This is a genomic window from Promicromonospora sp. NPDC019610 (genome assembly GCF_044389365.1).
Lineage (GTDB): Bacteria > Actinomycetota > Actinomycetes > Actinomycetales > Cellulomonadaceae > Promicromonospora.
This window is the reverse complement of record NZ_JBIRXX010000002.1, coordinates 452,693-471,887: the sequence shown is the minus strand read 5'-3', so window position 1 is coordinate 471,887 and position 19,195 is coordinate 452,693. Positions and strand designations below refer to the sequence as shown.

Sequence of the window (19,195 nt, the reverse complement as noted above, 5' to 3'; positions counted from 1 at the left end):
GACGGCTCGGCCGGCAGGTCCCGGCCGAGCCGTCGACGCGCCCGTGCGCGTGCTGGAGAAGACGCGGCGGGCCGAGAGCGGTGCCGCATGCCACAGAGGTGATCCGCAGGGTGATCTGCCTGGTCGGAAGGGGTGGACGTCATCGCGTCGCGGACCCGCCGTCTACGTCGGCGGCGCTCTCGTGGCGCCGCTGCACGCCCCCCGCCCGATCCGGCGGGGGTACCGGAAGGAGATCTCATGCAACGGATACGAACGATCGGGCGAGCGGTGGCGGGGGTGGGCCTGTGCACCGGCCTGGCCCTGACGGCGGGTGCGCTGCCCGCGTCGGCAGACCCAGGAACCGGGGACGGCACGACGACGAACCTGCTGTACTCGGTCGACGGCGGCGCCTGGACGGACTCCCCCGTCGCTCAGCGCGGCGACACCGTCGTCGCCCGGCTGTTCTACGACACCACCCGCGAGGACGCCCTGACCGGGGTCTCGCTCACCAGCCAGCTCCCGGACGGCTTCGCCTACGTCGCGGGCTCGACGCGCAACGTCCTCGCCCCGGGCACCGACGTGCTGACGGGTGCGGTCTCCACCGAGACCAAGGAGTCACCCGTCGCGGACTCGGTCTGGGACGGCGACACGATCACGGTCTCCCCCTCGGCGGGCTTCCTGGGCGAGCCCACCGGCTCCCAGGCCGGCTTCCTGCGCAACGGCGTCCAGCGGTACCTCAACCTGCACGAGTGCCAGTACTACTCGGCGCAGAACAACGACTACTACAACAACGTCGTCGACGCCGGCGGCGCCTTCCGTGCGGGCACCAATGCGTCGAACACGGCCGACGCGTCCAGCGACTGCGGCCCGGGCGGCCCCAACTACCCGCTCATGCCCATCTCGTCGGTCCAGAACATCGACCTGCTGGGCAACCGCTACGTCAACCTCCACCAGTGCCAGTACGTGAACCGCACGACCAGCGACTACTACAACACCTGGGCCAAGTCCGGCGTCTACGCGACCGGCACCGGTTCGGGGAACAACGCGGACACGGCCGCCGACTGCGGCCCGGGCACCACGACGTGGGACCCGGTGGAGGACTGGTCGTTCGCGCAGGCGCTCGACCTGGTGGACAACCGCTGGCTCAACCTGCACCAGTGCCAGTACTACCGGGCCGACTCCACGGACTACTACAGCGGTCTGGTGAACATGGGCCCTGCGACCTTCCGCTCGGGCACGAACGCGTCGAACACCGCCGACTCCGCCTACGACTGCGGTCCGGCCAGCGGACCCTGGGAGCTCTCGACCCGATGGTCGTTCGCGAGTCCGTTGGACCTCGTGGACACTGCCCGCGGTCAGGGCTTCATCGAGTTCCGGATGACCTCCGAGGTGCCGGAGGCCCCGGCCTGCGGTGAGACCGTCACCGAGCCAGAGGTGGTCTCCGACCGCGAGGGCGTCATGACCGGCTTCGGCACGGGCACCCCGACCTCGACGGCGACCGTCACCCTGGCCGAGTACACCGCCACCGGCGAGGCCTGCGCCGAGGTGATCCTCGTCGACGACTCCGACAGCACGACCGCCGACACCCCGGTGGACGTCGACGTCGTCGGCAACGACACCATCCCGGAGGGCTCCTCCGCGCCGGACGTCGACACCACGACCGCGGAGGGCGGCACCGTCACCGACAACGGTGACGGCACCGTCACCTACACCCCGCCCGCCGGGTTCCTCGGCACCGACACGTTCACCTACCGCGTCACCGGTCCCGACGGCGTCGAGCACGAGGCCACCGTCACCATCACCGTGACCGACGACGACGAGCCCCCGGTCCCGATGGTCGCACCCGGCCTCGCCGTCGCAGGCCTCCTCGGTGCCGGGCTCCTGGCCGCCGTCCGCCGCCGCACCGGAAAGGAGAGCTGACCGCACCGTCCCACCGATCCGAGCGATGCCTCGCCACTCCGCTGGGAGATGGCGGGGCATCGCCCGTGTCCGGGCTCCCCGTCACCGGCGCGTTCCCGCCCCGTCCATCCGGGTGCACACCGCGAAGCCGCGCCACATCGACGAGGCAGCGGGTGCCCACAGAAAGGACAACGCCATGCGGACTCTCTCGCCCCCGGACGGGGTCACACCCCACGGGAACCCACGTCGCGCGCTACGGAAGGGCGCCGTCGGGCTGGGCATCGCGCTCGCCCTGGCCACCGGTGCAGTATCTGCGTCAGCCGAACCCGGCACCGGGAACGGGACGACGACCAACCTGTTGTACTCCGTCAACGGCGGCGCCTGGACCGACAGCCCGGTGGCTCAGCGCGGTGACACCGTCACCGCGCGCCTGTTCTACGACACGACGCGCGAGGACACCCTGACCGGGGTGTCCCTGACCAGCCAGATCCCCGACGGTTTCACCTACGTCGCGGGCTCGACCCGCAACGTGCTCGCCCCGGGCACGAACGTCCTGACCGGTGCGGTGTCGAACGAGACCAAGCAGTCTCCCGTCGCCGACTCCGTGTGGGACGGCGACACGATCACCGTCTCGCCGTCGGCCGGGTTCAACGGGGAGTCGAACGCGTCGCAGGAGGGGGTGCTGCGCAACGGCGTGAAGCGTTACCTGAACCTGAGCGAGTGTCAGTACATCAACGCCGGCTGGTCCGACCGCATCGTGTTCACGGCGATCGGCACGGGGACCAACGCCGCCAACACCTCCGGCACCGGAGGCAGCTGTGGCGATCGAAGCGGGTCCGGGTACGCCCTCGAAGGCCCGCCGGCAGTCACGCCGGTCGACCTGCTCGGCAACCGGTACCTCAACCTCAACCACTGCCAGTACATCAACACCGGCTGGTCCGACCGCATCGTGTACTCCGCCACGGGCACCGGCACCAACACCGCCAACACCTCGGGCACGGGGGCGAACTGCGCCAACCGCGAAGGATCCGGCTACGCCCTCGAAGGCCCCGGCCCCACCCCGCTCGACCTGGTGGGCAATCGCTACCTCAACCTGGTGCAGTGCCAGTACATCAACGTCCAGTGGAACGACCGGATCACCTATGTCTCCCTCGGCACCGGAACCAACGCGTCGAACACTCCCGGCACCGGGGCGAACTGCGCCAACCGCGAAGGATCCGGCTACGCCCTCGAAGGCCCCGGCGCCGTCAACGCGATCGATCTGCTGGACACCGCCCGCGGTCAGGGGTTCATCGAGTTCCGCATGACCTCCGAGGTGCCGGAGGCCCCGGCCTGCGGTGAGACCGTCACCGAGCCAGAGGTGGTCTCCGACCGCGAGGGCGTCATGACCGGCACCGGTACGGGCACCCCGACCTCGACGGCGACGGTCACCCTGACCGAGTACACCGCCACCGGCGAGGCCTGCGCCGAGGTCGTCCTCGTCGACGACTCCGACAGCACGACCGCCGACACCCCGGTGGACGTCGACATCCAGGGCAACGACACCATCCCCGACGACGCGACCGGCTGGGGGGTCGACACCACGACCGCCGAGGGCGGCAGGGTCACCGACAACGGTGACGGCACCGTCACCTACACCCCGCCCGCCGGGTTCCTCGGCACCGACACCTTCACCTACCGCGTCACCGGGCCCGACGGCGTCGAGCACGAGGCCACCGTCACCATCACCGTGACCGACGACGACGAGCCCCCGGTCCCGATGGTCGCACCCGGCCTCGCCGTCGCGGGCCTGCTCGGTACCGGGCTCCTGGGCGCCGTCCGCCGCCGGAGAAACAAGGAGAACTGACCCCACGGCACGTCCAGGACGCGCGATGCCTCGCCATTCCGCCGGGGGTGGCGAGGCATCGCGCGTTCTCCCCCGCCAGCCGTCACCGACCTGAAGGAGACCCCAGATGACCCACCCGCCCAGGACACGCGCGGCGAGCGCGTACGACACGGCCCCACCGATGAGCGACGGCGAGGTGCTCGCCGCGGTGGCCGAGATGCTCGACCTCCTGCACGACGACGACCCCAACCCGGCACTGGCCGATCTGCTCGAACGGCTCCCGCTCAGCACGCTCAACCTGGCCAAGCTCATCGGCACGGTCGCCGTCCAGGCTGCCGAGCTCAGTCTCCGGGCGGCGGGCGTCGACACCGGCGTCGCAGCGGACCGGGAAGCCGTCGCCCAGGTGAGCCTCGGCTACCACAACCCGCCCGACGACGTCCCCGACTGGGAGAAGGCCGCCGGAGCGCTCCTGGTCGCCGCCTGTGACTTCGTCCTGGCGCGCCGCGGCCACGACACCGCGCAGCTCGACGCGCTCGGCGCGCGGTCGCAGGACATCCCGCGGCGGGGCCTTCAGTTCGCCCTGCTGACGCTCGCCGAGCTGCTCACCCAGATCCGCCGGCTGCTCGAAGGCGACCTGCGCGGGGTCGTGCGGCGGTAGCACCGCCAGCCGCCCCGCCGGCCCCGACGCCCCGTCACTCACGACCCGGGCCGCCGTCTGCCAAGGCGTAGGAGCCTGCGTGCCACGCGGGTCGAACCAGGAAAGGAAACAGGATGAGGCAGAAGTACACGATCGGAGGGGCAGCGGCGGGTCTTGCTGCTGCCTCGATGCTCACGGTGGGCGCCGTCGGCGCGTGGGCGGCGCCCGTCACCGATCCCGTCGGCCCGGGCACCGGCGGCACGACCGATCACGGCGTCGACTGGACGTCGACCCGAGAGGTGGTCACCGAGGGGATCATCACGAACGGCGTCGGCATGATGCCCGGCGAAGACGTCACCCTCGCCTTCGGCGAACCGGTGGACCTGACGTTCGACGTCGTGAGCCTCCAGTCGAACCAGGCGTCCGACATCGAGTGCCTGTCCCTGCCCGTCGGTGCCGTGCCGGTGCAGCTCTCGAGCTATCACACCTGGAACGCGAGCACCCGGCAGGTGTGCGCGGCCCCCGGCAACGCGGCGGACGACCCCGACGCCGCCAACGACGCCGCCTCGCAGTTCCGGGTCGAGGGCGTCACGTCCTTCACGGCGGCCGCCTCCGGCAGCAACGCCAACCGCGGGCGGTGGCTCTCCGACCTGGAGGTGACCGTCGAGCGGGAGGAGGCCGTGCTGGTGGACGACTCCGACTCCACTCCCGTGGACACCCCGGTCGACGTCGACCTCCAGGCCAACGACACCATCCCGGACGGGTCGACGGGCTGGGAGGTCGACACCACGACCGCTGAGGGCGGCACCGTCACCGACAACGGCGACGGCACCGTCACCTACACCCCGCCGGCGGGCTTCACCGGCACCGACACCTTCACCTACCGGGTCACCGGGCCCGACGGCGTCGAGGTCGAGGCCACGGCCACCATCACCGTGACCGAGGAGGAGGAGCCGCCGGTACCCATGGTCGCTCCCGGTATGGCCGTGGCAGGACTGTTCGGGGCCGGCGCGCTGGCCGCGGTCCGGCACAGGAACCGGCAGGCCAGCTGACCGGCCCGCGCTGAACCGGCCCTCCGGAGATCCGGGACACGAAGAACGCCCCACCGCTCACCAAGCGGTGGGGCGTTCTCGGTGTGCCGGACGGCTGGCCCCTACGCCCGGGGCCCGACGTCGGCAGGCTTCGGCCCCGCCTCCGTCGAGGCACCCGCCCCCAGCTCCGCGCCCGACCGCACGGCAAGGCCCGCCGCGATCAGCAGGCACACGGCGAGCCCGCCCGCGAGGTTGCCGGCGACGACCTGGCGCGACAGCTCGGTGCCCTCCGTCAGCGCGGTCCCCACGACCTGCGTCGCGGTCACGCCGAGCAGCGTCAGCGAGGTGGCGGCCAGCCGCCGGGTCCGCGTCCGGTACTCCGATCCGCGCCTGACGACCGCCGCCACCCACACGAGCACCGCCCAGACGAGCAGGCCCCCGAGGGCGCCCCAGGACAGGAAAGCGCCCTGCAGCCGGGAGAAGACCGTCGCCACGCCGTCCTGCGCGCCGGGCTCCGCCCCGCTGCCCGCGTCGTACGACCCGAGACCGGCGGGCAGCGGCTCGGCCTGGGCCCGCACGACGTCGTCGAGCAGGTCGAACGCGAGAGCTGGGCGGGCGGCGACGTAGCCGAGCACCGCGGCCTGGTCCGGCTCGACCTCGGACCACCGGGACCAGCTCTGGACGGACGACGGCGACCACACCGGGATGCCGACGAACCGCGCGGCCTCGGCGGGCAGCCCCATCGACTCCAGCTCGGGGCCCGGCTCGGGCTCATCGGCGAGCACCCGCAGGGACACGAGCTCCCAGGTGCCGACCTTGCGGAGCGGCTCGCTCACCGAGGTGACCGCGAACATCGCCGGGACGAGGAGCACCAGGGCCGCCGCCGTCGGCACGATCCAGCCGGCGTGGCCAGGCAGGCCACCGGACGGCGCCCCGGCATCCGCGCCGCGCCGCCGGCGCCGCACGGACCGCCAGGCCTTCCCGACGAGCACCACGACGACCGGGAGCACGGCGAGCGCAGCCACCGTCGAGGAGCTCACGAGGGCGCTCCCGCCCACGACGAGGGCCACCGACCCGGCCCACGACCGCCATCGCGCGCCGTCGAGCAGCAGGAGGCCCGCCACGCAGACCACGAGCCCGGCCAGCGCGACACCCTGTGGATAGAGGCTGGCGGCGTACCCGAGGAAGGAGACGTCCATGAGCACGACCCAGGTCAGCGCCCCGGCGACGATCTCCGCGTGACGCCGGCCGCGGGCGAGCCGGCCCACCAGCGTCGCCAGGAGCGCGGCCAGGAGGCAGTAGGCGACCAGGAGCACCCGCAGGTCGAGCGCCCCGGCCCCCAGGACGGTCGACGCCCAGCGGGCGGCGGTGAGCGCCACCAGGTGCGGGCCGGCCGCGTCGGCGCACTCGCCGACGTCGGCCGTCACCCAGCGCAAGATCGCGTACGAGGTGTACCGCGGGCCGTCGCCGTCCGGTACGACGCCGAGCGCGCAGGCGACCGGGCCGCCCGCGCCGCTGTCGGCCAGGCCGACCCCGTGCGGGACGAAGGACCGCAGCAGCCCGAGGACGACATAGGCGAGCACGGTCAGGCCGACGGCGATCGGGGGCCGGGCGCGCAGGGCGGGCCGGAGCCGCCCGGCGACGGCTCCGGCCCGCGGACGGGCGTGCTGGCGTGGTGGGCTCTCCGGGCGCGCGGGGCGGTCGGAGCCGGCGAGCCGGCCCGTCGACCGAGCGGGCTCCGCACCGGACGGGAAGATGATGTCGTGTAGGTCAGTCACGCCCGAACTGACGCAGGGGTCGCGCTCACGTGACGAACGACGCTCCGTCACGAACGGACGGAGCGCCGGCCGCCACGGGTCCCACGGCGGCAGGGAGCCGTGGGGTCCGTGGCGGCCGGCGCTCCGGTCGCCGTGCGACAGGGACTACTGCTCGGGCGTCGCCTCGGCCGCGCGCCGGAGCCTGCTCGACCTCAGCAGGACGAGACCCCCCACGATCAGGGCGAGGGCGGCCACGGAGACCCAGAGGGCCTCGAAGCCGGTCGTCGCGAGGGCGCCTGCGCCGGCGGCTCCGGCGCCGAGACCCGGTGGGACGTGGTTGTTGTACATGCCGGTTCCTTTCACTGAGGGATCGCGCCCGTGGCCGCGAATCGGTACACGGGTGCAGACGGCGTGGCGGGACCGCCACGCCGGGCCTGGGCGTGTGACGTAGGTCTCATCAGGTCACCCGCGCGGCAGCGGCGTGCCCGTCGGGCGTGGGCTTGTCCTCCTGTACCCGGGCGGTCTTCTCCCACGACGTCTCGCCGCGCAGGATCCGGACGAGCGCGCGCCACGCGCAGATGAACGACACGTAGTTCATGACGACGAACGAGTTGCCGAGAAGCAGGCTCTTGACCAGGGCGAACCGCCGGTCCCGCCGGTAGTAGATCCAGCCCGCCGCGAGCGCCGGCGCGAAGGCGAAGAGGTAGAAGACGGCGGCGACGAGGATCCACGCGCCGCCGTCGCCGGCCGCCACCACCGCGATCTGGTCCCAGTTCAGGGCCAGCAGGATCAGGCAGTAGTGGAAGAGGATCGACCAGGGCAGGTCGAGCACCCAGGGGACGAGACAGTACGAGGTGAGCTCGAGCGCCTTGGCGTTGCTGAGACCGCCCGCACCCCAGATGTCCGGGACCCGCTTGATGGCCATCATGTGCCCCTGGTACCAGCGGGTGCGCTGCTTGAGCAGCAGCGGCAGCGTCTCGACGGCCTGCTGGTCCACGGACGCGTGCGGGGTGGTCTGCAGGTCCCAGCCCTGGAGCGCGAGCGTGATCGCGAGATCGAGGTCCTCGGTGAGTGAGGCCGACCAGGGTCGCTCCCCGGCGTCGTCCAGCGCGGACAGCCGGGTGAACTGCCCGTTGCCGCCGAGGCTCACCGTGCCCGTCGCCTGCCGGCCGAACTGCGTGACGGCGGCGAGCCCCCAGAACTGGTAGTCCTGGAACCGCGTCAGGAAGGTGTTCCGGTTGCGGATCCTGACCTGGAGCTGGACGCCGCCGACCCGGTCCTCCTCGAAGAGGGGCAGGACGTGGTCCAGCGCCCTGTCCGAGAGCCGCCCGTCGGCGTCCATCACGCACACCACCACCTGGGCGGGGTCGAGCCCTCGTTCGGTGACGTGGCGGCGCACCCAGGCGATCCCGGCGTTGAGCGCCTCGCCCTTGCCCCTGCGTGCCTCGGGAAGGTCGCGGCGCAGCACGCGGACCCGGTCGCCGCCCGCCTCCTCGGCGCACCGGCCGGTCGCATCGTCCGAACCGTCGTCGATGACGAGTGTCGTCGTGCCCGCCAGGCGGGTCAGCCCCGTGACGGTGGGGCCGATGACCGCCTCCTCGTTCAGGCACGGGACCAGGAAGTAGACGGTGAGGTCGGCGTGCTCGGCCGAGTCGGCCGAGCCGTAGGTGGCGTCGCCCTGCACGCCGAGGCCGGTCCGCGACCGCCGGAGCTGGATGAGTCCCGCCCCCATGAGCAGCAGGAAGTAGACCATCGAGGCGCTGATGACGACGTGGGAGACGACCTGAAGGGCGATCACGCCTGGTCCGTCCCGTCGTGAGGCCCGGTGGCGCGGGCGGTCCCGCCGCGGCCGAGGAACCCGAGCCGGAAGAAGACCAGGAGGGCCACGGTGAAGGCGCCGAGCATGATCGCCGACCCGACCGTGTCGTGCACCCAGCCGAACGCCGAGGGGCCGCCTCGCAGCGCCGTGAGCACGAGCAGCTCGACGCGCGCGACGTTGACGAGCTCGAGGAAGGCGGCGGTACCCGTCGCCGCGACGAGCAGCTTCGCCACCGTCGAGCGCCCGGTGACGAGGACGAACCCCACGATGACCGCCAGCGGCACCAGGAAGAGCACCGCGCTGCACTGCTGGGTCACGTGCAGCCCGAACCACGTGGTGTCGTCGCCGGCGACCCGCTCCAGGAGGAACACGGGATCGTCGGTCATGACCCGGACCTCACGGGCGAACAGTGCCCCGGTCACGAGACCGATCAACGCCGTCTCGAGATGCCGGAACTCCCCCTCGCGGACGACGAGGAGGACGGTCGCCACGACCAGGCCGAACGCGACGAGCCAGCGTGCGACCGGGGCCAGGGAGCCGGTCGCGCGTGGTGCGGAGGGCGCGAGCGCGGCCGCGACGGACGGGTTGTCGAACATTCATGGTTCCCTTCGGCGAGCGGGAGGCCGGGCACGGTTGCCGGTGGCTCGGCTGCGATAGACGGCGCCCGGGGCCGCGCATGACGCCGACGCGACCGACCATCACCGCCCCGGGCCGCGCGTCCCGGTCGGAGGGCGTGCCCCCGCAGCTCGCCGACGTCGCGGGCGTCCGGAAGATCATCCCCGGTTGACCGTCACCGCGGCCCACGGCCCACGTCGGTCAGGGTGGCTCGCCCCGGCGGGCCGCCCTCCGAGCAGAAAGAGCTGAGATGAACTCCTCGCGTAGCCGCCAGATCGCGGTGCTGTACGGGACCAGGCCCGAGGCCGTGAAGCTCGCCCCGGTCGTCAACGAGCTGCGGCGCCGCAACCGGGACGTCCCGCTGGTGGTCACCTCCGGGCAGCACCGGGCCATGCTCGACCAGGTCAACACGCTCTTCGGCATCGTCCCGGACCACGATCTCGGCCTGCTCCGGCGCGGGCAGTCGCTCGACGACCTCCTCGTCGGCGCCATCCGCGGCTTCAGCGAGTACCTCGACACGCACCCGGTGGACGCCGTCGTCGTGCAGGGCGACACAACCACTGCGTTCGCCGGGGCGCTGACCGCCTACCACCGGCAGATCCCGGTGGTGCACGTCGAGGCGGGCCTGCGCACGGGCGACGTCTACTCGCCGTTCCCCGAGGAGGGCAACCGCAAGTTCATCACCGCCGTGGCCACCCGGCACTGCGCGCCCACTCTGGGTGCCGCGCACAACCTGCATCGCGAGCACGTCCCGGAGCAGGACGTCGTCGTCACCGGCAACACCGTCATCGACGCACTGATGTACACGGCGTCCCGGCCCGTCCGGATCGGCGACCCCGCACTGGAGGCGGCCCTGCAGGACGGCAGGCGCCTGGTCCTGGTGACGGCGCACCGGCGTGAGTCCTGGGACGACGGGATCGCCCAGGTCGCCCGGGCCCTCGTCCAGGTCGCGGCGAGGTTCCCGGACGTCACCCTGGTGCTGCCGCTGCACGGCAACCCGAAGGTGCGCGAGGCGATCGTGCCGGAGGTCGCGCACTCGCCGAACATCCTGCTCACGGAGCCGCTCCCCTACGCGGAGCTCTGCCGTGTCCTGTCCCGCGCCAGTCTCGTGGTCACCGACTCGGGCGGGATCCAGGAGGAGGCGCCGGCCTTCGACGTGCCCGTCGTGGTCACGCGCGACACCACCGAGCGGCCCGAGCTGCTCGAGGCCGGCGGGGGCGTGCTGGTCGGCACCGACACGACGCACATCGCGGACACGGTCAGCAGGTTGCTCGCCGACCGGGAGCTCCACCGCCGCATGGCCTCCGCCCCCAGCCCGTTCGGCGACGGCCACGCGGCCGAACGCGTGGTCGACGTCATCGAGAACATGCTCTCGGGCCGCCGCGAGGGCGACGTGACCGCGTGGACGGCGGCCCTGGCCCGCTGACGGCGCCCCCAGCCGGCGCGGGTGCCCGACCTGCTGGGAGGTCGGGCACCCGCGCCCTCACCGCTCGTTCGGGATCAGCCGCCACGCGACGACGGCGGCCACCGCGACCAGCACCGCCGCCACCACGCACGTCGTCTGCAGCGACGCGACGAACGCCTCGCGCGCCGTGTCCAGCACAGCGGCCTCCAGCCCGGCCGCCTGCTCCCCCGCCACGGCGACCGCCGAGGCGAGCGAGTCGCCCGCCTGGGCCGCGGCGTCGGGTGCCAGACCCGCAGGCAGGGCGACCCGGCCCTGGTACCCGAGGGTGACCAGCGAACCGAGCACGGCGACGCCCAGCGCGACGCCGAGCTCGTACGCCGTCTCGGAGATCGCCGAGGCCCCGCCCGCCTTGGCCGGCGGGACGGCGGAGACCACGGCGTCCGTCGTCAGGGTCATCGCGAGCCCCACGCCGAGGCCGGCCGGTACCAGGGCGAGCGCGAGCCACACGTAGTGGTCGGCGCCCTCGGCCACGGCGATCGCGACCATGCCGAGTGCCGTGACCGCCAGCCCGAGCGCGATGGCGCGGCCGCGGCCGAACCGGCGCAGCGACCAGCCCACCACGACGACCACCGCGATGGACGCGAGGGTGGCGGGCAGCTCCGCGACGCCCGCGACCAGCGGCGAGAACCCGCGCACGAGCTGCAGGTACTGCGAGAAGAAGAACAGCATGCCGGTCAGCGCGAAGATCGCGATGAGGTTGGCCGCCACGGCACCGCTGAACGCCGGGACCTTGAACAGGCCGACGTCGAGCAGCGGGCCGCGCCCGTCGGCCGCGAGCCGGTTCTGCCGCCGCACGAACCAGACGCCGGAGCCCACCGCGAGCGCCAGCACGCCGATCGCGAGCGCGTCGACGCCCTCGGATGCGGCGTGCTTGATGGCCCAGACGAGCGGCATCACGGCGGCGAACGACAGGAGCACGGACAGCAGGTCGAGGCGGCCGGGGTGCGGGTCCTTGGCCTCGGGCAGCAGCACGGCGCCGGCGACCACCAGGACCAGCACGACGGGCACGTTGACGAGGAAGACCGAGCCCCACCAGAAGTGCTCCAGCAGCAGCCCGCCGACCAGGGGCCCGACAGCGGCGCCGCCGCCCGCCGCCGCGGACCAGACGGCGATGGCGCGGCTGCGCTCCGCGGCGTCGGGGAACAGCGTGCGGATCAGGGACAGCGTCGAGGGCATGATCGTGGCCCCCGCGACGCCGAGCAGCAGACGGGCGGCGATCAGGGTCTCCGCGTTCGGCGCGAAGGCAGCGAGGGCCGAGGCGACGCCGAACGCCGTCGCGCCGACGAGCAGCAGCTTCTTGCGGCCGATCCGGTCGGCGAGCGTGCCCATGGTGACGAGCAGCCCGGCGATCGCCAGGGAGTAGATGTCGCCGATCCACAGGACCTGCGTGGCGGTGGGCGCGAGGTCGCGGGTGAGCGACGGCACGGCCAGGTAGAGCACGGTGCCGTCGATCGCCAGCAGGCCGACCGCCAGCACGAGGACGGCGAGCGCGGCCCACCGGCGGCGCACGGAGAGAAGGGGAGCAGGAGCGGTCACCTGCTTAACTGTACCGTCCAGCCGGTACAGTTTTCTAGGACGGAGTGTGTGACGCGGCCTATAGTGCGTGCCGGGCGGTGCGACGGAGACGAGGTGGTGGCAGTGGGCCGGACGGCGGGCAGGAGCCCGGAGCAGACGCGCGCGGCGATCCTGGATGCCGCGAGCCGGCTGGTCCGCGAGCGCGGGGTGTCGGCCAGCCTGGACGACGTCGCGCGCCGGGCGGGCGTGTCCAAGGGCGGGCTGCTCTACCACTTCGCGAACAAGCACGACCTGCACCTCGCGCTGGCGACCGACTGGCTGGAGCGGTTCCGCACGGCGGTGCTCGCCGCGATCCCGGCCGACGACGACGCCCCCGGCCGCCTCACCCGCGCCTACGTGCGCGTGTCGATCGACGGCGCGCTGGACGCCGCGGCCTCCCGGGACGCGCTGGTGGTGATCGCGCACCTGTCGAGCGTGGACGCCGTCATCGACCTGGCCCGCGCGGACGCGCGCCGGTGGAACGACGACCTGCGGGCGGACGGCCTGCCCGAGGACGTGCTCTCGCTCGTGGTGGCGGCGGCGGACGGCGCGAGCGCGCAGCCCGCCTGGGGCGGCGAGCCGACGCCGGAGGAGCTGGCGCGGCTGCGCGAGCAGCTGCTGGCGCTCGCCGCTCCCCCGGGCTGACGCCGGCGGCCGCACCGCCGTCAGACCGCACCGCCGTCCAGCCGCACCGCCGTCAGACCGTCTCGCTCCCCAGGTCGAACCGGGCGCGGCTCTCGCGGAGCTGCTGCCCGTGGTCCTGCGCCCAGTCCACGAAACCGTGCGCCAGGTCCATGAGCTTCCAGCCGAGCGGGGTCAGCTCGTACTCGACGCGTGGCGGCACCTCGGCGTAGGCGGTGCGCGTGATCATGCCGTCCCGCACCAGGCCGCGCAGGGTCTTGCTGAGCATCCGGTGCGAGACGCCGGCCACGACCGACTGGATGGCGGAGAAGCGCTGCGGGCCGTCGGAGAGGGCGGCCACCACGAGCAGCGTCCACCGGTCGGCGACCTGGCCCATGAGGTCCCGGGTCAGCTCGTGCGTCTCGCTGTCGCACGGCGAGTCGGGGCCCCCGGGCATCCTGGCCGCCAGGCTGTCCAGACGCGTGTCACGCGAGATCCGCACCATGCCGCATTGCTTCCTCTCCGGTTACCGACGCACTCCGAAGTGCGTCTTCGAAAGCTGGATTACCCGTGTTTCCGCACTGTTGTGTCACGTGGACCAACCACCCCGGCCCCGCGTTCGTTCCCGCGTCCGGGCGGTCCACCGACAGCACTCCCGGAAGCGAAGGACGAGCAATGCTCAAGATCGGAATCATCCTCGGCAGCACCCGCCCCGGCCGGAACGGCGAGGCCGTGGCCAAGTGGGTCTACGAGATCGCGTCGCAGCGCACGGACGCCGAGTTCGAGCTCGTCGACCTGGCGGACTACCCCCTGCCCCACCTCGACGAGCCCATGTCCCCGGCGATGGGCCAGTACGCCCACGACCACACCAAGGAGTGGGCCGCGAAGGTGGCCGAGTTCGACGGCTACGTGTTCGTGACGCCGGAGTACAACCACTCCACCTCGGGCGTGCTCAAGAACGCCCTCGACTTCGTCTACGGCGAGTGGAACAACAAGGCGGCCGGCATCGTCTCCTACGGCGGCGTCGGCGGCGCCCGCGCCGCGGAGCACCTGCGCCTCATCCTCGCGGAGCTGCAGGTCGCCACGGTGCGGCAGCAGGTCGCGCTGTCGCTGATCACCGAGTTCGAGAACTACTCGGTGTTCAAGCCGGGCGAGCACCTGACCCCGGCCCTGGACACGCTGCTCGACCAGACGGTCGCCTGGTCCGGCGCGCTGGAGCCCCTGCACGCCTGACCAGCCCGCTGAGTGCGGGGTATCTGCGCTTCTGTGCGGTCCAGAAGCGCAGATACCCCGCACTCAACAGGGAGTCAGCGGCGGAAGGTGCGCAGCCGCAGGCTGTTGCCGACCACGAAGACGCTGGAGAACGCCATCGCGGCGCCGGCCAGCATCGGGTTGAGCAGGCCGAGGGCCGCCAGCGGGATCGCGGCGACGTTGTACCCGAAGGCCCAGAACAGGTTGGTCCGGATGGTGCCGAGCGTGCGGCGCGACAGCCGGATCGCGTCGGCGGCGGCGGTGAGGTCGCCACGCACCAGCGTGATGTCCGCGGCCTCGATCGCGGCGTCCGTGCCCGTGCCCATCGCCAGGCCCAGGTCGGCCTGCGCGAGCGCCGGGGCGTCGTTGACGCCGTCCCCCACCATCGCGACGATCCTGCCCTCGGCCTGCAGCTTCGCCACGACGTCGGCCTTGTCCTGCGGCATCACCTCGGCGATCACCTCCGTGATCCCCACCGCGGCGGCGACCTGCTCGGCCACGGCCCGGTTGTCGCCGGTGAGCAGCACGGGCGTGAGCCCGAGCGCCACGAGCTGAGCGACGGCGTCGGCGCTGGTCGGCTTGACCTGGTCGGCCACCACCAGGATGCCGCGGGCCTGCCCGTCCCAGCCGACGGCGACCACGGTCCGGCCCTCGCCCTCGGCGCGCGCCTTGGCCCGGGCCAGGTCGTCGGGCAGGTACTGCGACCAGTCGGCGAGCAGGCTCTCGCGCCCGACGACGACGGCGTGCCCGTCGACGACGCCCTGCACGCCCTGGCCCTGGACGCTCTCGAACGACTCCGGGACCGGCAGGTCGCCGACCTCCTGGGTGGCGCCCTTGGCGACGGCCTGCGCCACGGGGTGCTCGGAGGCGTCCTCCAGGGCGCCCGCGAGCCGCAGCAGCTCCGCGCGCGAGGTGCCGTCGGCCGGGACGGTCTCCTGGAGCGTCATCCGCCCGGTGGTGACGGTGCCGGTCTTGTCGAGCACCACGGTGTCGACCTTGCGGGTGGACTCGAGCACCTCCGGCCCCTTGATGAGGATGCCGAGCTGCGCCCCGCGACCGGTGCCCACGAGCAGCGCGGTGGGCGTGGCCAGCCCGAGGGCGCAGGGGCAGGCGATGATCAGCACCGCGACGGCGGCGGTCAGCCCGGCCGCCGCGGGGTACCCGGCGCCGAGCCAGAAGCCCAGGGTCGCCACCGCGATCGCGATGACCACCGGCACGAAGATCCCGGAGACCCGGTCGGCCAGGCGCTGGATCTCCGCCTTGCCGGACTGGGCGTCCTCGACCAGGCGCGCGATCCGCGCGAGCTGGGTGCCCGACCCGACCTCCGTGGCCCGCACGACCAGGCGGCCGCCCGAGTTCACCGTCGCCCCGGCCACGGTGTCGCCGACACCCACCTCGACCGGGACGGACTCCCCCGTGAGCAGCGACGCGTCGATCGCGGACGAGCCGGCGACGACCACGCCGTCGGTCGCGACCTTCTCCCCCGGCCGCACCACGAACTCGTCGCCCACGGCCAGGCTCTCGACCGGCACGCGGGTCTCGGCCCCGCCGCGCAGCACCGCGACGTCCTTGGCGCCCAGCTCCAGCAGCGCGCGCAGCGCGGCGCCCGCCCGGCGCTTGGACCGCTTCTCGAAGTAGCGCCCGGCCAGCACGAACATCGTGACGCCGGTAGCCACCTCCAGGTAGATGTTGGCGGCCCCGTCGGACGGCGCGACCGTCAGCTCGAACCCGTGCGTCATCCCGGGCTCCCCCGCCGTGCCGAGGAACAGCGCGTACAGGGACCAGCCGAAGCCGGCCAGCACCCCCACCGAGACGAGCGTGTCCATGGTGGCCGCGCCGTGCCGCAGGTTGGTCCACGCCGCCCGGTGGAACGGCCAGGCCCCCCAGAGCGCGACGGGGGCCGCCAGGACGAGCGACGCCCACTGCCAGTACGTGAACTGCCAGGCCGGGACCATCGCGAGCGCGATCACCGGCACGGTCAGCACGACCGTCGTGATCAGCCGGTCCCGCAGCGCGGACAGCTCCCGGTCCTGCGCGCCGTTCGCGCCGTCGTCGTCCGCGGGCGCCTCGGGGGGCGCGGGCAGGACGGCGGTGTAGCCGGTCTTCTCGACCTCCGCGACGAGCGCGGCGAGGTCGTACCCGGCGGGCGCGGTGACCTTCGCCTTCTCGGTGGCGTAGTTGACGCTCGCCGTGACGCCGTCGAGACGGTTGAGCTTCTTCTCGATCCGCATGGCGCACGACGCGCAGGTCATGCCGCCGATCTCCAGGTCGACCGTGGTCGTCGGCTCGTCCGTGCGGGACGTGGTGCCGGACATCAGCGCCTCCCCTCCGTGTCCAGGACGAAGCGCGCGGTGTGCACGTCCCCGTCCACCTTGAAGTCCAGGTACAGCAGGTAGCGGCCCGCGGTGGGCGCCTCGGTCAGGAACGTGACGTCCGGCCCGGACACCGCACCCGGCGCGGGCTCGTCGCCCTCGGGGTGCACGTGCAGGTAGGCCAGGTCACCGTCGCGCAGCGCGACGAGGTGCCCGAAGGCGCCGAGGTACGGCTCCAGGTCCGTGACCGGCTCGCCGTCGTGCGTGACGGTCGCCGTCAGCGTCGACTCCCCGCTCGCGCTCAGGTCGCCCGTGAGGGTCGCGGTGTAGCCGGCGGTCGTGTCGGACGCCGACACCGCCGTCGCCGGCCGGGAGTCGAGGTCGCCCGCGACGTCGACCGTCCGGCCGAGGGTCACGTTCTCACCGGTCGCCTCGGGGACGAAGTCCGCGAGCACGCGGTAGGCGCCCGCCTCGTCCCAGGTCCACGGCAGCGACCAGACGCCGTCGGCCGACATCGTGGGGTGCACGTGCCGGAACAGCTCGCCGTCCGAGCGGACGACGACCAGGTGCAGCTCCTTGTCGTGCTCCGTGGCGAACTCGGTCACCGCCGCGCCGTCGGCCGACGTGATCGAGAACGAGAGCGTGCCCCGCTCGCCCACCTCGTCCGGGACCGACACCGGGCTCAGGAGCAGGCCGTCCTGCTCCAGCGAGAGCCCGCGCACCGGCGCCGGGGCGGCGCCGGCCTGGCCGTGGGATCCGGCCGGCTCCTCGCCGGACCCCCCGCCCGCGTCGCCGTGGCCCGCGCCGGTGCCGGCCATCTCCATGTCGTCGGCCCCGTCGGCCCCGGCCGCCGCCGACCAGGCGACGACCGAGGCCTCCGGGACGACCGCGCCCGCCACGGCGAAGGACGCGACGAACAGCGCCGCGAGCCCTCCGCCGTACAGGCCCAGCCGCTGGGGCGCGTTCATGAGAGACGCGCCGCCTCGTATCCCGCCTCGTCCACGGCGGCCAGGACCGCGGCCTCGTCCAGCGCCGCGGCGCTGCGGACCACGAGCCGGCCGGTCGCCGCGCTCACGTCGACCTGCTCCACCCCCGGGAGACGGCTCACCTCGCCGCGCACCGACATCTCGCAGTGCCCGCAGGTCATCCCCGTCACCTGGTACTCGCTCGTCGTCATCGTCTCGCCTCTCGGTGTTGATACCTTGCTACCCCTAGGGGGTAACCGTATGTCGCTCACCATATACCCCTGAGGGGTATCCCGCGCAACATCGCACGCACCCTCGCCCGACGGAAAAGTCGTGCGTCGCACCCTCCGCCCCTGGGAGGGTGGCGCGATGGACGCCACCGGGAACGAGACGCGGGCCGCCTGGGCCGTCGCGGCGCGCAAGTACGAGGACGAGTACGCCGAGCACCTCGAGCTGGCCCGCACCGCGGAGCTCCTGCCCGTCGAGGTCGTCGCCCTCGGCGACCTCGTGACCGGCGCCGACGTGGTGCACCCGATGAGCGGCCACGGGCTCGACGACCTCGCGCTCGCGCGCCTCGGGGCGCGCTCCGTGCACGGGCTCGACTACAGCGAGGCCGCCGTCTCCAGCGCCCAGCGACGGGCGGACGAGCTCGGCCTGCCGTGCCGGTACACCCGGGCGACCCTGCCCGCGAGCGGCCTGGAGACAGGCTGCGCCGACCTGGTCTACACCGGCAAGGGCGCCCTGATCTGGCTCGCCGACCTGGACGCGTTCTTCACGGAGGCGCACCGCCTGCTCCGGCCGGGCGGCCGGATCTACGTCTACGAGGCGCACCCGCTGGTGCCCCTGTGGGACTGGGACGCCGACGAGATCCAGGTGCGCCCCGACCGCGGCTACTTCGCCCCAGCGCACGTCAACGACACCTTTCCCGGCAACGGCGCCGTGGAGCGGCAGCACACGCTCGCGGGCATCGTCACGACGTGCCTGCGCGCGGGCTTCGAGATCGAGGAGCTGGACGAGCACCCCGAGCCCTTCTGGCGCCCCGAGGGCTTCACCGCCGCCGCCTGGGACGGGCGGGTGCCCAACACGTTCAGCCTGCTCGCGCGGCGGGCCTGAACCGCTACGGTCGGGACATGTTTCCCCTGGAGATCGTTCCCGTCGCCATATTCGTCGTCCTGCTGTTCCTGTACCTGACCGTCAGCGGGCACCTGCGCGAGAGCGGAAAGGCAATCGAGCGGGTCGAGCGAAAGGTCGACCTGATCCTCGATCATCTCGATATCGAATGGCCGACCGCCGACGGGATCTCGCCGGAAACCCTGGCCGAGATCGACCGGCACATCTGGTCCGACCGCCGGATCCAGGCGATCAAGCAGTACCGGGAAGCCACCGGCCTCGGGCTCGTCGAGGCGAAGGTGTGGGTTGACCGCCGGGCGGAGCAGGGTCCCGCCGACGACCGCAGCTCCTGACC

18 protein-coding genes are annotated in these 19,195 nt (G+C 73.0%); 9 read left to right on the top strand and 9 right to left on the bottom strand.

From position 1 onward, the window contains the following. Nucleotides 1-237 precede the first annotated feature (237 nt). The 4 genes from ACH45N_RS13680 to ACH45N_RS13665 all read left to right on the top strand — a co-directional run bounded on the left by ACH45N_RS13680 (nucleotide 238) and on the right by ACH45N_RS13665 (nucleotide 5,392). Nucleotides 238-1,899, top strand: a complete 1,662-nt coding sequence (locus ACH45N_RS13680; RefSeq protein WP_397394658.1) for a cadherin-like domain-containing protein — start codon at nucleotides 238-240, stop codon at nucleotides 1,897-1,899. 175 nt (nucleotides 1,900-2,074) lie between these two features. Next, entirely contained in the window at nucleotides 2,075-3,724 is a 1,650-nt protein-coding gene (locus ACH45N_RS13675; RefSeq protein ID WP_397394656.1) for an Ig-like domain-containing protein, read from the top strand. 106 nt (nucleotides 3,725-3,830) lie between these two features. Continuing rightward, on the top strand, nucleotides 3,831-4,361 hold the full coding sequence (locus ACH45N_RS13670) for a hypothetical protein (RefSeq protein WP_397394654.1): 531 nt from the start codon (nucleotides 3,831-3,833) through the stop codon (nucleotides 4,359-4,361). Between the two features lie 113 nt (nucleotides 4,362-4,474). Then, a complete protein-coding gene (locus ACH45N_RS13665) occupies nucleotides 4,475-5,392 on the top strand; it encodes a cadherin-like domain-containing protein (protein ID WP_397394652.1) in 918 nt (305 codons plus the stop codon). Nucleotides 5,393-5,493: 101 nt separating this feature from the next. Here ACH45N_RS13665 and ACH45N_RS13660 read toward each other — a convergent pair whose 3' ends face one another. From ACH45N_RS13660 to ACH45N_RS13645, 4 genes are all read right to left on the bottom strand, one after another. After that, complete coding sequence (locus tag ACH45N_RS13660; protein ID WP_397394650.1) at nucleotides 5,494-7,149, bottom strand: hypothetical protein; 1,656 nt, start codon at nucleotides 7,147-7,149, stop codon at nucleotides 5,494-5,496. 144 nt (nucleotides 7,150-7,293) lie between these two features. Further along, the gene (locus ACH45N_RS13655) at nucleotides 7,294-7,476 is read right to left on the bottom strand and encodes a hypothetical protein (RefSeq protein WP_397394648.1); all 183 of its coding nucleotides are present in this window, start codon (nucleotides 7,474-7,476) and stop codon (nucleotides 7,294-7,296) included. A 109-nt stretch (nucleotides 7,477-7,585) separates the two neighbouring features. Next, a complete protein-coding gene (locus tag ACH45N_RS13650) occupies nucleotides 7,586-8,926 on the bottom strand; it encodes a glycosyltransferase (RefSeq protein WP_397394646.1) in 1,341 nt (446 codons plus the stop codon). After that, entirely contained in the window at nucleotides 8,923-9,543 is a 621-nt protein-coding gene (locus ACH45N_RS13645; protein ID WP_397394644.1) for an exosortase/archaeosortase family protein, read from the bottom strand. Before ACH45N_RS13645 ends, ACH45N_RS13650 begins: the two co-directional genes overlap by 4 nt. 269 nt (nucleotides 9,544-9,812) lie before the next feature. Between ACH45N_RS13645 and wecB the strand changes: the two genes are divergently transcribed. Next, entirely contained in the window at nucleotides 9,813-10,988 is a 1,176-nt protein-coding gene (wecB, locus tag ACH45N_RS13640; RefSeq protein ID WP_397394642.1) for a non-hydrolyzing UDP-N-acetylglucosamine 2-epimerase, read from the top strand. Nucleotides 10,989-11,045: 57 nt separating this feature from the next. On the opposite strand, the gene ACH45N_RS13635 is transcribed toward wecB, so the two are convergent. Further along, nucleotides 11,046-12,563 carry an MFS transporter gene (locus ACH45N_RS13635; RefSeq protein WP_397394640.1) on the bottom strand — a complete coding sequence of 506 codons (1,518 nt, stop codon included), beginning with the start codon at nucleotides 12,561-12,563 and terminating at the stop codon, nucleotides 11,046-11,048. 93 nt (nucleotides 12,564-12,656) lie between these two features. Here ACH45N_RS13635 and ACH45N_RS13630 point away from each other — a divergent pair, with 93 nt between their 5' ends. Further along, a complete protein-coding gene (locus tag ACH45N_RS13630; protein WP_397394638.1) occupies nucleotides 12,657-13,226 on the top strand; it encodes a TetR family transcriptional regulator in 570 nt (189 codons plus the stop codon). Between the two features lie 52 nt (nucleotides 13,227-13,278). Here ACH45N_RS13630 and ACH45N_RS13625 read toward each other — a convergent pair whose 3' ends face one another. Then, nucleotides 13,279-13,707 (bottom strand): winged helix-turn-helix transcriptional regulator, encoded by a 429-nt coding sequence (locus tag ACH45N_RS13625; protein WP_397394636.1) that lies wholly within the window; start codon nucleotides 13,705-13,707, stop codon nucleotides 13,279-13,281. A 170-nt stretch (nucleotides 13,708-13,877) separates the two neighbouring features. Between ACH45N_RS13625 and ACH45N_RS13620 the strand changes: the two genes are divergently transcribed. After that, the gene (locus tag ACH45N_RS13620; RefSeq protein WP_285107052.1) at nucleotides 13,878-14,435 is read left to right on the top strand and encodes an NADPH-dependent FMN reductase; all 558 of its coding nucleotides are present in this window, start codon (nucleotides 13,878-13,880) and stop codon (nucleotides 14,433-14,435) included. Nucleotides 14,436-14,509: 74 nt separating this feature from the next. Here the strand turns inward: ACH45N_RS13620 and ACH45N_RS13615 are convergent, their stop codons facing one another. Genes ACH45N_RS13615 through ACH45N_RS13605 form a run of 3 tightly spaced genes read right to left on the bottom strand, consistent with a single transcriptional unit; the run spans nucleotide 14,510 to nucleotide 17,942 of the window. Then, nucleotides 14,510-16,768, bottom strand: coding sequence for a heavy metal translocating P-type ATPase (locus tag ACH45N_RS13615; protein WP_397394634.1), 2,259 nt, complete (start codon nucleotides 16,766-16,768; stop codon nucleotides 14,510-14,512). After that, complete coding sequence (locus tag ACH45N_RS13610; protein WP_397394632.1) at nucleotides 16,768-17,733, bottom strand: heavy-metal-associated domain-containing protein; 966 nt, start codon at nucleotides 17,731-17,733, stop codon at nucleotides 16,768-16,770. Before ACH45N_RS13610 ends, ACH45N_RS13615 begins: the two co-directional genes overlap by 1 nt. Further along, on the bottom strand, nucleotides 17,730-17,942 hold the full coding sequence (locus ACH45N_RS13605; protein WP_285107046.1) for a heavy-metal-associated domain-containing protein: 213 nt from the start codon (nucleotides 17,940-17,942) through the stop codon (nucleotides 17,730-17,732). Before ACH45N_RS13605 ends, ACH45N_RS13610 begins: the two co-directional genes overlap by 4 nt. 121 nt (nucleotides 17,943-18,063) lie before the next feature. Here ACH45N_RS13605 and ACH45N_RS13600 point away from each other — a divergent pair, with 121 nt between their 5' ends. Then, the gene (locus ACH45N_RS13600; RefSeq protein ID WP_397394629.1) at nucleotides 18,064-18,843 is read left to right on the top strand and encodes a class I SAM-dependent methyltransferase; all 780 of its coding nucleotides are present in this window, start codon (nucleotides 18,064-18,066) and stop codon (nucleotides 18,841-18,843) included. Nucleotides 18,844-18,860: 17 nt separating this feature from the next. Next, a complete protein-coding gene (locus ACH45N_RS13595) occupies nucleotides 18,861-19,193 on the top strand; it encodes a ribosomal protein L7/L12 (RefSeq protein WP_397394627.1) in 333 nt (110 codons plus the stop codon). Nucleotides 19,194-19,195 lie beyond the last annotated feature (2 nt).